Annotated in this window: 18 protein-coding genes and 3 tRNA genes; 10 read left to right on the plus strand and 11 right to left on the minus strand. The window is 70.7% G+C overall.

Annotation, left to right across the window (positions count from 1 at the left end):
• Positions 1-16: 16 nt before the first annotated feature.
• The 5 genes from ABFY07_RS05945 to ABFY07_RS05965 all read right to left on the minus strand — a co-directional run bounded on the left by ABFY07_RS05945 (position 17) and on the right by ABFY07_RS05965 (position 1,524).
• Complete coding sequence (locus tag ABFY07_RS05945) at positions 17-451, minus strand: MaoC family dehydratase (RefSeq protein WP_065962938.1); 435 nt, start codon at positions 449-451, stop codon at positions 17-19.
• A complete protein-coding gene (locus ABFY07_RS05950; protein WP_065962935.1) occupies positions 448-951 on the minus strand; it encodes a MaoC family dehydratase N-terminal domain-containing protein in 504 nt (167 codons plus the stop codon). Before ABFY07_RS05950 ends, ABFY07_RS05945 begins: the two co-directional genes overlap by 4 nt.
• A gap of 123 nt (positions 952-1,074) precedes the next feature.
• On the minus strand, positions 1,075-1,239 hold the full coding sequence (rpmG, locus tag ABFY07_RS05955; RefSeq protein WP_065962933.1) for a 50S ribosomal protein L33: 165 nt from the start codon (positions 1,237-1,239) through the stop codon (positions 1,075-1,077).
• Between the two features lie 83 nt (positions 1,240-1,322).
• Positions 1,323-1,395, minus strand: a tRNA-Met gene (locus ABFY07_RS05960).
• A 56-nt stretch (positions 1,396-1,451) separates the two neighbouring features.
• Positions 1,452-1,524: transfer RNA gene (locus ABFY07_RS05965), tRNA-Thr, on the minus strand.
• A gap of 252 nt (positions 1,525-1,776) precedes the next feature.
• On the opposite strand from ABFY07_RS05965, the gene ABFY07_RS05970 reads away from it, so the two are divergent.
• Positions 1,777-3,075, plus strand: a complete 1,299-nt coding sequence (locus tag ABFY07_RS05970; RefSeq protein WP_346173401.1) for an amidohydrolase family protein — start codon at positions 1,777-1,779, stop codon at positions 3,073-3,075.
• 53 nt (positions 3,076-3,128) lie between these two features.
• Here the strand turns inward: ABFY07_RS05970 and ABFY07_RS05975 are convergent, their stop codons facing one another.
• Positions 3,129-4,250 (minus strand): hypothetical protein, encoded by a 1,122-nt coding sequence (locus ABFY07_RS05975; protein WP_346173402.1) that lies wholly within the window; start codon positions 4,248-4,250, stop codon positions 3,129-3,131.
• Positions 4,251-4,354: 104 nt separating this feature from the next.
• On the opposite strand from ABFY07_RS05975, the gene ABFY07_RS05980 reads away from it, so the two are divergent.
• Positions 4,355-5,014 (plus strand): NAD(P)H-binding protein, encoded by a 660-nt coding sequence (locus ABFY07_RS05980; protein WP_346173403.1) that lies wholly within the window; start codon positions 4,355-4,357, stop codon positions 5,012-5,014.
• Between the two features lie 96 nt (positions 5,015-5,110).
• On the opposite strand, the gene ABFY07_RS05985 is transcribed toward ABFY07_RS05980, so the two are convergent.
• Positions 5,111-5,584: a DUF3574 domain-containing protein gene (locus tag ABFY07_RS05985; RefSeq protein WP_346173404.1), complete on the minus strand. Its 474-nt coding sequence runs from the start codon at positions 5,582-5,584 to the stop codon at positions 5,111-5,113.
• A gap of 241 nt (positions 5,585-5,825) precedes the next feature.
• Between ABFY07_RS05985 and ABFY07_RS05990 the strand changes: the two genes are divergently transcribed.
• On the plus strand, positions 5,826-6,473 hold the full coding sequence (locus tag ABFY07_RS05990; protein WP_346173405.1) for a hypothetical protein: 648 nt from the start codon (positions 5,826-5,828) through the stop codon (positions 6,471-6,473).
• A gap of 40 nt (positions 6,474-6,513) precedes the next feature.
• Here the strand turns inward: ABFY07_RS05990 and ABFY07_RS05995 are convergent, their stop codons facing one another.
• The 4 genes from ABFY07_RS05995 to ABFY07_RS06010 all read right to left on the minus strand — a co-directional run bounded on the left by ABFY07_RS05995 (position 6,514) and on the right by ABFY07_RS06010 (position 8,734).
• Positions 6,514-7,152: a UTRA domain-containing protein gene (locus ABFY07_RS05995; RefSeq protein WP_346173406.1), complete on the minus strand. Its 639-nt coding sequence runs from the start codon at positions 7,150-7,152 to the stop codon at positions 6,514-6,516.
• A 106-nt stretch (positions 7,153-7,258) separates the two neighbouring features.
• A tRNA-OTHER gene (locus ABFY07_RS06000) sits at positions 7,259-7,330 on the minus strand.
• Between the two features lie 70 nt (positions 7,331-7,400).
• A complete protein-coding gene (locus ABFY07_RS06005; protein ID WP_346173407.1) occupies positions 7,401-7,970 on the minus strand; it encodes a GNAT family N-acetyltransferase in 570 nt (189 codons plus the stop codon).
• Complete coding sequence (locus ABFY07_RS06010) at positions 7,967-8,734, minus strand: GntR family transcriptional regulator (protein ID WP_346173408.1); 768 nt, start codon at positions 8,732-8,734, stop codon at positions 7,967-7,969. The genes ABFY07_RS06005 and ABFY07_RS06010 overlap by 4 nt, the downstream gene beginning before the upstream one ends.
• 576 nt (positions 8,735-9,310) lie before the next feature.
• Here ABFY07_RS06010 and ABFY07_RS06015 point away from each other — a divergent pair.
• From ABFY07_RS06015 to ABFY07_RS06045, 7 genes are all read left to right on the plus strand, one after another.
• Positions 9,311-9,466 (plus strand): hypothetical protein, encoded by a 156-nt coding sequence (locus tag ABFY07_RS06015; protein ID WP_346173409.1) that lies wholly within the window; start codon positions 9,311-9,313, stop codon positions 9,464-9,466.
• Between the two features lie 95 nt (positions 9,467-9,561).
• A complete protein-coding gene (locus tag ABFY07_RS06020; RefSeq protein WP_346173410.1) occupies positions 9,562-9,831 on the plus strand; it encodes a DUF6284 family protein in 270 nt (89 codons plus the stop codon).
• Entirely contained in the window at positions 9,828-10,283 is a 456-nt protein-coding gene (locus tag ABFY07_RS06025; protein ID WP_346173411.1) for a Pycsar system effector family protein, read from the plus strand. Before ABFY07_RS06020 ends, ABFY07_RS06025 begins: the two co-directional genes overlap by 4 nt.
• Positions 10,280-10,597, plus strand: a complete 318-nt coding sequence (locus ABFY07_RS06030) for a hypothetical protein (protein WP_346173412.1) — start codon at positions 10,280-10,282, stop codon at positions 10,595-10,597. Before ABFY07_RS06025 ends, ABFY07_RS06030 begins: the two co-directional genes overlap by 4 nt.
• Complete coding sequence (locus tag ABFY07_RS06035) at positions 10,594-11,460, plus strand: DUF2637 domain-containing protein (protein ID WP_346173413.1); 867 nt, start codon at positions 10,594-10,596, stop codon at positions 11,458-11,460. The genes ABFY07_RS06030 and ABFY07_RS06035 overlap by 4 nt, the downstream gene beginning before the upstream one ends.
• The gene (locus ABFY07_RS06040) at positions 11,457-11,936 is read left to right on the plus strand and encodes a hypothetical protein (protein WP_346173414.1); all 480 of its coding nucleotides are present in this window, start codon (positions 11,457-11,459) and stop codon (positions 11,934-11,936) included. The genes ABFY07_RS06035 and ABFY07_RS06040 overlap by 4 nt, the downstream gene beginning before the upstream one ends.
• 21 nt (positions 11,937-11,957) lie before the next feature.
• Positions 11,958-12,290 (plus strand): hypothetical protein, encoded by a 333-nt coding sequence (locus ABFY07_RS06045; protein ID WP_346173415.1) that lies wholly within the window; start codon positions 11,958-11,960, stop codon positions 12,288-12,290.
• Positions 12,291-12,372 lie beyond the last annotated feature (82 nt).

The following is a 12,372-nucleotide window of genomic DNA, read 5'->3' on the forward strand; positions in this document are numbered from 1 at the left end:
CGCCCCAGGGGGTGTCTCAGGCGAGGCGGACGACGGCGCGGGACCGGCCGAGCACCTTCTGGTCCGCGCTGGTCGCCGTGATGTCGACCCGCACCGTACGGGCCTCGTCGTCCAGCTTGGCGGCGACCTTCGCGGTCACCTCGATGACCGAACCCTTCTCGTCGTTGGGCACGACGACCGGTTTGGTGAAGCGCACCCCGTACTCCACGACGGCCGCCGGGTCGCCGACCCAGTCGGTCACCACACGGCCCGCCTCGGCCATGGTGAACATGCCGTGCGCGATGACGTCGGGGAGGCCGACCTCCTTGGCGAACTTCTCGTTCCAGTGGATCGGGTTGAAGTCGCCCGAGGCGCCCGCGTACCGGACGAGGGTGGCGCGGGTCACCGGAAATTCCTGAGCCGGCAGCTCGGTGCCGACCTCGACGTCGTCGTAGGAGACCTTGGCTGTCATCTGGCGTCCTCCGCTGCCGGGGCTTCCTGGGCCGCCGCCGGGGTGTCCTGGGCCGGGGTGGCGCGGGCCACGAGGGTCGTGTGGGCGGTCACCACGTGCTCACCGTTCTCGTCGTGCACCTCGCCGCGGACGGAGAGGACCTCGTTGCCGGCCAGCGACTTGATCGAGTCGATCGTGGAGGTGACCGTGAGCCGGTCCCCGGCGCGCACCGGGCGGGTGTAGACGAACTTCTGGTCGCCGTGCACCACCCTGCTGAAGTCCAGGCCCAGCTGCGGGTCCTTGATCACCTGCTCCCCGGCGGCCTTGAAGGTGATCGCGAAGACGAAGGTCGGCGGGGCGATCACATCGGGGTGATCCAGCGCCCTGGCCGCCTCCGGATCGACGTACACCGGATTGGTGTCACCGATCGCCTCGGCGAATTCGCGGATCTTCTCCCGGCCGACCTCGTAGGGCGCGGTGGGCGGGTAGGACCGCCCGACGAACGACTGGTCGAGCGCCATCGACTCGGCACCTCCTGCGGTGGTCTGAGTGTCCTGAGGATCTTTTAGAGACGCCTTGTGAACGAAACAAGGCCGCCCCCGCGTGTGGGGGCGACCTTGAATGCGATCTTTCAGATCGTCGCTTTATCGCGTCTCGCGGTGCGCGGTGTGCGCGTTGCAACGCGGGCAGTGCTTCTTCAGCTCAAGACGATCCGGGTCGTTGCGCCGGTTCTTCTTGGTGATGTAGTTCCGCTCCTTGCACTCCACGCAGGCCAGCGTGATCTTCGGGCGGACGTCGGTGGCAGCCACGTGAGTGCTCCTTGACGAACGGATAGATGAACGCAGAAATAGTAGCCGATCGAAGGACCGACCCCACAATCGGCTACAGTGAGTAGCGGTGACCGGACTTGAACCGGTGACACAGCGATTATGAGCCGCTTGCTCTACCGACTGAGCTACACCGCTGCGATGCAATCGGCCCCCCACCCGACCGAAGTCGAGCGGGACACCTCTCACACCAGAGCCCCAATACGGAATCGAACCGTAGACCTTCTCCTTACCATGGAGACGCTCTGCCGACTGAGCTATTGGGGCGAGCGATGAAGACATTACACGCTCGGGCGCCGAAGGTGAAATCCGTATCGGAGCGCCGTCGGTGTGTCCCTGACGGTGTGCGTCACCGCCCGCCCAGGCACCACACCGGTACGACTATTCGGCTCCTCCCGGACGCCGCCCGCGGCGCGTCCTAGGGTCGGCGACAGGCCCCGCTCGGCCCGGATCACGTCCAGCGATCTCGAGAGTCGAGCGATCTCGAGACAGGACATCCCCAGGACATCCAGGAGCGCGATGCCCGACAGCCACCCGCAGCAGCAGCCTCCCACGCACGACGGCGCGGCGCCCGAGGCCGCCCCCGCGCTGGTGCTCGGCGGCGTCCGGCTCGCCGACGGCCGCACCGTGGACGTCCGGGTCCGCGGCGGGTGCATCGAGGCGGTCGGCACGGCGGGCAGCCTGATCCCCGGTACCCGCCTCGACCTCGACGGCTATCTGCTGCTCCCCGCCCCCGCCGAGCCGCACGCCCATTGCGACACCGCCCTCACCGCCGACGCCGCCGGGCCCGTCTCCCACGCCCCCGAGGACGTCCAGCGCCGCACCGTCGAGGCCGCCCTCCAGCACCTCGGCCACGGGGCCACCGCCCTGCGCACCCACGTGCCCATCGGCGGGGTGCACGGGCTGCGGTCCATGGAGGCCGTCCTGCGGGCCCGGGAGGCCCTGAGCGGGCTCACCGAGCTGTCCTCCGTGGCGGTGCCGCGCGTGCTGACCGGCACGGCCGGGGCGGACGGCCTGGCGATGCTGCGGGACGCCGTGCGGATGGGCGCAGGGGTCATCGGCGGCTGCCCCGACCTCGACCCCGACCCCACCGGCCATGTGGAGGCCGTCCTCGACATCGCCGCCCGCCACGGCTGCGCCGTCGACCTGCACACGGACGGCGACGACCCGGCCCGGCTGGCCCGGCTCGCGGCGATGGCCGGCGGGCTGCGGCCGGGCGTGACGATCGGCCCCTGCGGGGGGCTGGCGCGGCTGCCGCGGGAGGTGGTGGCGCGGGTGGCGGAGCGGCTCGCGGCGGCCGGGGTCACCGTCGTATGCCTGCCCCAGGGCGACTGCGCCGGCCTCGAGGACCGGCGCGCGCGAGCGGCGCACCCGCCGGGCTGCGCGCCGGTGCGGCTGCTGCGCTCCGCTGGGGTGAGGGTGGCCGCGGGCAGCGGGGCGCTGCGGGACGCCGCCAACCCGGTGGGGCGGGGCGACCCGCTGGAGGCCGCCTTCCTCCTCGCCTCGCGGGGCGAGGCGGAGCCGGAGGAGGCGTACGAGGCGGTCTGCGAGCGCGCCCGAGCCGCGCTGGGGCTGCCCGAGGTGCGGGTGGAGGCCGGTTTCCCGGCGGAGCTGCTCGCGGTGCGCGGGGACGGCCTGCCGGGCGTGCTCTCGCTCGCCTACAGCCGGGTGGTGGTGCACCAGGGGCGCGTGGTGGCGCGCACCAGCGCGGTGCGGGAGTACTGCGCCTCGGCGGCCGCGGCGGCGCTGGACCTGCCGCGGCAGGCCCGCCCGGCGCGCACGGACCCCGGCGGCCGGCCGCAGCAGTCGCCGGACTAGCCGCCGGGCCGGCGGGCGGCCGCCGCGGTCACGAGGCTCCGCTCCGAGGAGCCCTACGCATCGCCGGCCACGGTGAAGTTGTCCCCGGAGATGGCATCGGCGTCGGCGTCGTCGCCGGCCTCGAAGCCGCCCATCATCGCGTCCATCATCCCGGCGATGTCGAGCTCGGTGGCGCCCGAGGGGACGGCGATCTTCCCGCCCTCGCCGAACGTCAGGGTGACCGGCAGCTTGTCACCCTTCTTCAGCCCCTCGGCGAGCGGGGCGAAGTCCGTGCTGGCCTTGGCGAGCGTGCCGTTCTTGATCGCGAAATCGACCGCGATCTTCTTGTTCGGCAGGTCCTTGAAGTCCTTGGCCGTCGGCAGGTCCTCGGCGCCCGGGATCTCGTCGGTAAACGGCCGCAGCTCATCGAATATCCCGGTCAGCAGGGTCCTGACCGGCCCGGTGGCCACCACGTGGTCCGCCCCGTCACGGCTGCCGGTGTCCTTGAGGGTGACCTCGCGCGCGAAGAGCTTCTTCAGCGACTTGGTGATCTTCTTGCTGGTCTCGGGGGAGAGCTCGGGGCCGCCGGACGCCTTCTTGCCGCCCGGGCCGCCGACCTCCGCGCGGGCCTTCTCCATCTCGGCGGTGTCGACCTTGACCCACCCGCCCTCGAGGATCTTCCGCAGCGCCTTGCCGCCCGGCATGGACTCGGGCATCTCGTCGGCGGACGGCACCGGTTCGCCGCTCAGCTCGCCGAACGCCCGCATGTCCAGCCGTACGTACGCGGTCTTGCCCATGACCCGGTACTCGGCGAGCACCCCGTCCGGCCCGCTGAGCTTCAGCTGGGTCGCGACCAGATCCTTGTCCTTGGCCTCCGCCAGCGGCTTCTTGGCCTGCACGGCCACGCTGACCTTCACCCCGGCCAGCGCCTCGGCCGCCTCGCGCGGCATCGGCTCCGAGGCGCCGTCACTCTTGGAGAGCGCGATGAGCTGCTCGGGCGTCACGTCGAGGTCCAGCTCCATCGACATCGACCGGCGCTCGCCGAGCTTGTCCGTCGCGTTCTCCAGCTTCTTGCCCGCCGAGATGTTCTCGATGGCGCCGCACGCGGTGGCACCGGTGACCAGCGCGGTGGTGCAGCCGACCGCGACCAGGGGCTTGATCAGGGACTTCGCCAAGGGCTTACGGATGGGGGACATGGCGGTAATCGGGACTCCTCCGGATGGCTGATCAGACAAAGCACCTGATCTTTCGGTCAGACTCCCGAATGCCTCGGAGGGTTGCACGGCGTACGGTCGGGATCATGCGCATTGTCATCGCTGGAGGACACGGTCAGATCGCGCTGCGGCTGGAGCGGCTGCTCGCCAGGCGCGGAGACGAGGTCGCGGGCATCATCCGACGCCCCGAACAGGCGGGCGACCTCCTGGCGGCCGGGGCGGAACCGGTCGTGCGCGATCTGGAGGAGGCGTCCGTGGACGACGTCGCCCAGCACCTGGAGGCCGCCGACGCCGCGGTCTTCGCGGCCGGCGCGGGCCCCGGCAGCGGCGAGGCCCGCAAGGAGACGGTCGACCACGCCGCCGCCGTGCTCTTCGCGGACGCGGCCGAGCGGGCCGGCGTACGGCGCTTCCTCGTCGTCTCCTCCATGGGCGCCGACCGCGAGATCCCCCCGGACACCGACCCGGTCTTCGCCGCCTACCTGCGCGCCAAGACCGAGGCTGACGCGGCCGTACGGGCCCGCCTGGCCCTCGACTGGACCGTCCTGCGCCCGGGCCGCCTGACGAACGACCCGGGCACCGGCCGGGTGACCCTGGCCGAGCACGTCGACTACGGCTCGGTCACCCGCGACGACGTGGCCGCCGTCCTGCTGGCCCTCCTCGACGAGCCCCGCACGGCGGGCCGCACCCTGGAACTGGTGGGCGGCGGGACGCCGATCGCCGAGGCGGTGTCGGCGTCGGTCGGATAGCGGACCGGGCGGCGCGCCGCATACCGCCGGTCGGCTGCTCCGGACAGCCGGCCGATCCGGTCGGCCGGCTCCAGGCGGCGCGGCGCCTAGAAGCGCCTAGAAGTCCACCCGCGTGGTCTCGTCGGCCCGGGCCACGGACTCCTGGGCGTACCGCCGCTCGTAGGTGTCCCGGATCCGCTCGATCCGCGCGTCCTGCGCCCGCGCCTCGGACACCGGATACAGCAGGATCAGCTCGTACGACCGCTCCCGCTCGATCGTCCCGTTCTGGTCCCGCCACTGCCCCCGCCCGTCCTGGATCGTCAGCCCCGAGGGGAAGCTCGGGGTGACCTCCTCGTCGACGAAGGCCATGAACTGCTCGTCGGTCACGGGCGGCCCGCCGTCGGGTCGCTGTGTCCCGAAGAACAGCCGGGTCTCGACATACGGCTTGCCCCGGCTGACGGCGGAGGCGGGAGCCGAGGCGGCGGCGGGCTCGTCGTCGAGCGCGGCGTACGCGGCGACAGGCGTGGCCGCGGCGAGGACGAAGGCCGCCCCGACGGTGGCGAGCCGCACGCGCGGCTTCAAGGTCAACATCCCTGGATGATCGCGCCCGCCCGCACCCCGCGCCAGGGCGCCTCATGACGCCTCGGAACCCCCACGGGGGGCTGCGAACTCCTGGGCACTCGCCAGCCGTTCGGGCGTCTCTTTCCACGCGAATTCACGGCTTGCGCGCGACAAAAACCATCCCCCGAAGGTAGGGGTGCGTTCCCATGCCGTCGGGGGAGGTGCGCCGCCGATGACCGGCGCACAGTGGAGGCGAGGGAAGGATGGAGATATGAGCCTGCACTCATCGCGGTTTACCTCGCGTCGTTCCGCGCTCATTATCGGCGTATTCTTCGCGGTGGTCGCCTTGATCGCGCTCGCGATCCTCTTCTACGCCTCGGGCGGAGATTCCACACCTGGATCGACCACTCCACGGGAATCCCATTCCTCGACCAAATCGCCGAGCCCATCCAAAACCAAGCACAAATCTCACAAACACCGGTCCGAGTCGGCCACCCCTCCCGAGGCGCAGCAGTCCACGCCGGAGACGATTCCGTCGGATCAGCCGTCGGATCAGCCGTCGAACCCCCAGCCACCGCCGGACACCCAGCAGCAGCCCGACCCCAACCAGTCCCAACCGGACCCGAACCAACAGCAGCAGCCGCAGCCGGACCCCAACCAGTCCCAGCCGGACCCCAATCAACAGCAGCAGCCGCAGCCCGACCCGAACCAGTCCCAGCCCGACCCGAACCAACAGCAGCAGCCCGACCCGAACCAGTCCCAGCCGCAGCCCGACCCCAACCAACAACAGCAGCCGCAGCAACAGCCGCCGCCCCAGCAACCCCCGCCCCAGCCACCGCCGCAGCAGCCGCCGCCTCAGCCTCCGCCGCAGCAGCCGCCGCCTCAGCCTCCGCCGCAGCAGCCGCCGACCGCGCCTTGACGCCCTGCCGCCCCGGCGCCGCCGGACACCGCGCCGTGCGTCATTTCCCCCGGGATTTCAGGCAGGTGGTGAAGACCAGCTCCGTACGGTCCCCCGGAAAAATGACGTCGGAGAATTCCACGACCCGGCCATCGATATCGAGGGAAATCTTCCTCAGGAGAATCACCGGGACACCCTCCTCCAGGCCGAGTTCCTCGACTTCCTCCGCGGTCGGCGGGCGGGCCGTGATCCGCTCCTCTATCCGGTCCAGCTCGATGCCGAGCGTATCGAGCTGGTTCTGCGTGCCGCCGGGCCATGGCTCGTTCGCGTCGTCGAGCAGATCCGGATTGGCCGCCGCCACCTCGTGGACGAGACAGGAGCGCACCAGCGCGAAGGGGAAGTCCTCGCGGCAGCGGGTGCGGTAAATCCGCTCCAGCAGCCGCGTGCCGACCGGCACGCCGAACAGCGCGGCGCGCTCCTCGTCGGCCACGGCCTCGCGGTACTCGGCGTGGAAGACGAGGTCGGCGGCCTCCAGCCCGGTGTCGTGTTCCGTGGAGCCGGTCCTCAGACGCTCGGCCCGCGACCGGCGCACCCGGTCCTTCTCCCACTGGTGCCGGTCGTTGTGCCGCTCCACCCGTCGGCGCGGCCTCGCGCGAACGCCCTGCCACGGGGCGTCAGCGGACTGCTCGTGCTTCGCCATGGGGTGCTCACCGCCTTGTGCTCACCGGTCGGCCGGGATGTGCCGCTCCCTGAACGACAACGGCCCCTGATCGCGTTTCCGCAGATCAGGGGCCGTATCCCTCACGTGGCGGCGCCAGGATTCGAACCTGGGTAGGCTAAGCCGACGGATTTACAGTCCGCGCGACCGTTCCTCTGCCACCAGGAGGAACGACCCCATGGGGCCAGCCTGCCCCACACCTGCCCCACCGGCCACCGATCGGCACGAGATCACGGGGCGAGCGCCACCGACTCCGGCGCGGGCGTCTCGTCCCGGAATCCATGGTCAGCCGGACGCGTGGGACGCTGCGCCAGCCATCCGGAGACCCGTGGCCCCCCGTTGACCGCGCCGCCCTCTCGAACCGTGCGGACGTGCTCGAAGCCTTGGCCGAGGTAGTAGCGCTGGAGTCCTTCGTTCGTCGTCCACGCGTCCAGCCGGAGCCACTTGGCCGATGCCCTGTAGGCCCGATCCCCTGCCCAGTCCAACAGCCGCCCGCCGAGGTTCTGGCCGGCATGCGTGCGGGCAACCGTGAGCTTGTTGACGAACATGGACGGCTCGCTCAACTCTGCTTCCGTCCAGAGCCCGTCTTCAGCCACCGGGGTCAGCGTGATGGTCGCGGCCGTCTGCTCTCCGTCGCGCACCATGAAGACGGCCCCCGCTTCGATGCTGGCGAGCAGCAAGTCACCTGGATACGGGCGACTCCACTGGTCGGTGCCAAGCCCACTCAGCCACGATGCGGCTTCTTCGCGGAAGGCAATCAGCTTGGGCAGCTCGCTGGGCTGAGCAGGCGTGATGATCACAGGTCCTCGTTTCGGCCGGTCAGGTCGCCGATCTCATAGTTCATGCGGTTCAGGTCTCCGCGGAACGTGGTGATGGTGCACCGAATCGGCTTCTCCTCGGAGTAGCCCGTACGCATCCAGAGCAGCACAGGGACCCCGGCGCCAACCTCCAGGAGTCGCGCTTCGTCGGGCGTCGGCATCCGGGTGGAGATCTCATCGAAGTACCCGATTTGCTTGATCCCGTGGTCCGCGAGGTAGCGAGTCGTCCCCTCCGCGATGTCTCCGGGTTCAGCCAGCCGGGGAGTCCGTTCCACGAGCCACCCCGGGTAGTACGTCGCCTGTGTTGACCAGGGCACATCGTCCACGTAGCGGTGACAGAAGCGGAGCACCGCCTTGGTTCCTGCCTCAACCTTGAGTCGAGTCGCGACGTCTTCCGGGGCCGGAAGCATCTCAACCCGGAAGGTCTGGTGTGGCCGACGGCCCGCGTTCGTCACGTCGGTGTTGTATGCGTCGCCATTCTGCGGGAAGTTCAGGTTCTCGAACCGGGACGCGTTCAGCTCGAATACCTCGTGCGACCGGACCTCGTACCCGAGCCCCTGACTGGACGAGATCAGCCCCTCTGTGACCAGCAGGTTCAGCCCAGATCGGACGGTGTTACGCGAGGCGTCGAATCGGGCGGATAGCTCGCTCTCTGACGGGAGGCGGACTCCGGGCGGATAGACCCCGTTGTCGATCTCTCGACGCAGCGCGTCGGCCACTTGCCGGTACTTCGGCTGTTTGTTCATACCCCCCATCATGACGCACTCGCGCAACTTGTTGGTACAGGTGGGTTGACGGAGCACGCCTTGGCCGTGCAGAGTCATACCCATCAGCTTGTTCCTACAAGTTGAGCAGGTGGCCCAACCTGTGCAAGCAGTCGCCTGTGCCCTTTGACAACTCAACAGCGTGTCAACACGAGACGACGGGGTGTGAGTCCCCGTCCCCGCAACGGCCCGGGTGACGGCCGCGGCGGCCACTTCGAGGCAGGTGCACATGGCCTGTCCCGCGTATCGGCTCTGGAGAACACCCGTGGGGATCATCCCTTCATTCCTGAAGGTCAACCCCTCGTGTGCCACCTGATACGCGCCGCCCTGCTGGCGTCAGAGCAGTGACGATGACGCACCGATTCCCGGCTCGGGACCGATGCTCCGCAGCAACGGCGCACCGGCAAAGCCGGTCTCTCTCTTCTTCCTGCCATCGCAGCGTCCAGCGCTGCGGCCGGTTGCCTCCCCCGCCCGTCCAGCCCACGCACTGCGTGGGGCCGTACGGGCGGGGCCGAGGGGAGCCGGATGGTCCGGCCCCGTTCGATGAGGGAGTTGCTCATGCCCCGTCTGGTCATTGGCTTCGGCGATGACGGCGAGTTCCGCAACGACATTCAGGACCAGGCCAGCGAGATCACGACGGTGACCGCCGCCCCGGGCGGGGTGGTCACGGTCACCGAGACCCACCGCATCACCCCGCCCGAGGACACCGACTGACCCTGACTCATCCCACGAAACAACGCGCGGCCCCGGTGAGGCAACACCGGGGCCGCTGGTCGGGCCGTTGCAACCGTTGAGAGGAACCACGACCCATGGATCACATCGTCACTGTTCAAGAGGCTGTTACCGCGTTCGAGCCCTGGATGGAGCCGACGGCCGCCGAGCTGGACGCGATCGACCTTGAGATGCCCCTTATCGCGTCCGAGGTCGAGTTGCTGGACGCGCAGATCATGACGCTTGACCGGCCGGTGTCCGAGCTGGACGAGCGCCGTATCCGCCGGGCCCGCCGGCGGGTGCTGGCCGCCCGCCGGGAGCTGGCGAACCGCGCTGCTGCGGTGAGCACGTCGGGGGTGGGCGCGTGAGCACCCTGGACGCGAACCTTGCCGCCGCTCACGCGGAGGTGAAGGCGGAGATCGCCCGGACCGACAACAAGACCGGGCTGCTGCTGGCGTTCATCGGCGCTCTGCTGGCCGGTGTGTGGACCGTCGCCCACGACGTTCACCTTCCGGTCGCCGCGTATGTGGTCGGCGGCCTGGGGGTGGCTCTGCTGGTCGCTTCCGCGGCTGTGCTGCTGCGGGCGGTCCGGCCGAACCTCGGCGGCGCCAACCCGACGGGCTTTCCGCTGTGGGCGACGCTCACGGCCGAGGAGATCCAGGCCGAGCGGGCCGAGGATCGGCGCGCGAAGGACATCGCGAACCTCTCGCGTGTCGCGGTCGCCAAGTTCGCGAACCTGCGCCGCGCGGTCGATCTGACCTGCGCGGCCGGTGCGCTGCTGATCGTCGCCGCTGGTATCGCGGTGGGGGGTGCGCTGTGAGCGAGCCCATCACACGCCCCTCTACTGGGCCGCTGCCCGAGCATGTGGTCGCGCTGCTGGGTGCCGTGGTGGAAGCGCTCGACATCCCGTCCCCGGCCACCTACGGCGACCGCGAGCAGTACCGCGAGGTCCTGGACGACCGGGCCCTGTGGGTGATCGTGGCGCTCAAGAGCGTGCTTCTCGACCCCACCGGACTTGCCGCCGAGTGGACGGTCACCTACCTCCGTGACCGGCTTGCCGAGCACCCGCCCACCACCTACCGCGCCTGGGACACCCCGCCGCCCCCGCGGCCGAGCAAGGAGGCCAGCCGGTGAACCGCAAGCCGAAGATCCTTCTCGTTCTCGCTCTGGTCGGCGTGGTCGGAATGGCATTCCGAGTGTCGTGGAACGCGCTGCGGGACATCGCCACGGCCATCGGTGCCGACGAGACGGCCGCGACGCTGTACCCGTTCGTGGTCGATGGCCTGATGGCCCTGGCGCTGGTCGCCGCCCTGGTGCTGACCGACCGGTCCGACCGGCGGTTCGCGCTGCGGGTGCTGGCCGCCTACACCGCCGCCTCACTGGTCCTGAACTACGTGCACGGACTGGTGCCCGAACTGCACGGCGGTCGGGTCGAGACCGGTCGGCTGACCGACCTGGGCAAGGTCGGTTGGCTGCTGGTGCTGCTCGCCACGTCGCTTCCGGTCGGGTCGATCTACTTCGGGTCGGATCTGGTCGCCAAAGTGCTCCACCACCGACCCGGGCCGACCACAGATGCGGAGAAAACAGCCGATACCGACACCAATCGGTCTATGGCTGACCTGGAAGAGTCGGCCCCTGAACCGGTCGCACCGGTCGCCGACCCGATCCCCCTTCCGGCCCCGGGGGCGGTCGAGCTGCCTGCCCCGGTCGAGTCGGCGCCGGTCGCCTCGACGGTTCCGGCCGAGTCACCCCGACCCCGTCGGGCGACCGGTCGAGTCCCCCAGTCGGCCCGCACCACCCGACCCCACCGCACGGCCGCCCAACTCCTCGACGAAGCGCGGTCGGCTACCGCCGACTGGGCCGACGAGGAACTGACGGCCGAGCGCATCCGTAAGGCGGTCCGCACCTCGGCGGAGAAGGCGCGCGGTCTGCGAGACACGCTGCGGGCCGAGCGGGCCGAGTCGTCCGCCGCTGTTCCTGAGGAGGTGGCCGCATGAATGCGCCCCTGCCCTACCGCCCGCCCGGTGAGCCCATCGCCGACCCGCTCACCCTCAACACCCCCGGCCTTGCCGAGACGCCGCTGAGCGGGGCCGTGGAACTCGCCGCCGAGCGCGGCCCGGTCGTCTACGTGCCCGGCGCTCACGGCGGGTTCGTGGCCGTCCGCCGCGAAGACCTGCCCACCATCCACACCCCCGCCCCCGCGTCCGCGGCGGCCGGTGTGGATCCGCACGCTCAGCGGCTCGCCGCCAAGGGGGTGTTCGCCGCGGGTGCCGGGGTCGGGGCGTACTTCGCCGCCGGGGCCGTCGCCATCGTCGTGGATTCCCTCGCTCAGGCCCTCATCGCCGCGGCCGTCGCCGCCGGAGTCGCCCTCGCCACCCCCGGCCGGCGCGGCGGGGGCGACACCTACATCACCCACCACCACGTCACGAACCGGTGGTGGGGCAAGTCCAGCACGACCATCCGAAACCGCTGACCAGGAAAGAGGCCCCCCCAAGTGACTGACGTCTACCGCTCCTACACCTCGGCGGAGAAGCGCAAGCGCGCGTGGCTGGTGCTGCGCGGCTCCAAGCAGGCTCTCGCCGACGCCGTGGACCCGAAGCTTGACCGGCAGATCGAGCGCATCGACGCCCGCGCCGCCGAGCGCGGACAGATGGAAGCGGCGGCCCTGAACCGGCAGAACGACAAGGCCAAGGCCGAACTCGCCGCCGCCAAGGCCGCCGAGCGCGCCGCGTCGCGCGAGGACCGGACCGCCGCCCGCGAGGCCCGCAAGCAGGCCGAGAAGCGGGCGCGCGCCACCGAGCAGGCCATTCGCCGCGCTGGTCTGTGAGCACGCCCCGGGGCGGCCGTCACCCGGCCAAGGAAGACCGGCCGCCCCGGGCCCACCCACCCGCGCTTTCAGCCTCAGGCAG

Source organism: Streptomyces sparsogenes subsp. cuspidosporus, from assembly GCF_039532705.1.
Taxonomy (GTDB): domain Bacteria; phylum Actinomycetota; class Actinomycetes; order Streptomycetales; family Streptomycetaceae; genus Streptomyces; species Streptomyces sparsogenes.

What these genes read in the sequence shown, in the direction of transcription:
- ABFY07_RS05970 (WP_346173401.1), top strand. Translation starts at nt 1,777, where the DNA reads ATGCCCGACAGCCACCCGCAGCAGCAGCCTCCCACGCACGACGGCGCG.
- ABFY07_RS05945 (WP_065962938.1), bottom strand. Translation starts at nt 451, where the DNA reads ATGACAGCCAAGGTCTCCTACGACGACGTCGAGGTCGGCACCGAGCTG.
- ABFY07_RS05995 (WP_346173406.1), bottom strand. Translation starts at nt 7,152, where the DNA reads ATGGCGAAGCACGAGCAGTCCGCTGACGCCCCGTGGCAGGGCGTTCGC.
- ABFY07_RS06020 (WP_346173410.1), top strand. Translation starts at nt 9,562, where the DNA reads ATGGATCACATCGTCACTGTTCAAGAGGCTGTTACCGCGTTCGAGCCC.
- ABFY07_RS06040 (WP_346173414.1), top strand. Translation starts at nt 11,457, where the DNA reads ATGAATGCGCCCCTGCCCTACCGCCCGCCCGGTGAGCCCATCGCCGAC.
- ABFY07_RS05975 (WP_346173402.1), bottom strand. Translation starts at nt 4,250, where the DNA reads ATGTCCCCCATCCGTAAGCCCTTGGCGAAGTCCCTGATCAAGCCCCTG.
- ABFY07_RS05985 (WP_346173404.1), bottom strand. Translation starts at nt 5,584, where the DNA reads ATGTTGACCTTGAAGCCGCGCGTGCGGCTCGCCACCGTCGGGGCGGCC.
- ABFY07_RS06015 (WP_346173409.1), top strand. Translation starts at nt 9,311, where the DNA reads ATGCCCCGTCTGGTCATTGGCTTCGGCGATGACGGCGAGTTCCGCAAC.
- ABFY07_RS05980 (WP_346173403.1), top strand. Translation starts at nt 4,355, where the DNA reads ATGCGCATTGTCATCGCTGGAGGACACGGTCAGATCGCGCTGCGGCTG.
- ABFY07_RS06010 (WP_346173408.1), bottom strand. Translation starts at nt 8,734, where the DNA reads ATGAACAAACAGCCGAAGTACCGGCAAGTGGCCGACGCGCTGCGTCGA.
- ABFY07_RS05990 (WP_346173405.1), top strand. Translation starts at nt 5,826, where the DNA reads ATGAGCCTGCACTCATCGCGGTTTACCTCGCGTCGTTCCGCGCTCATT.
- ABFY07_RS05950 (WP_065962935.1), bottom strand. Translation starts at nt 951, where the DNA reads ATGGCGCTCGACCAGTCGTTCGTCGGGCGGTCCTACCCGCCCACCGCG.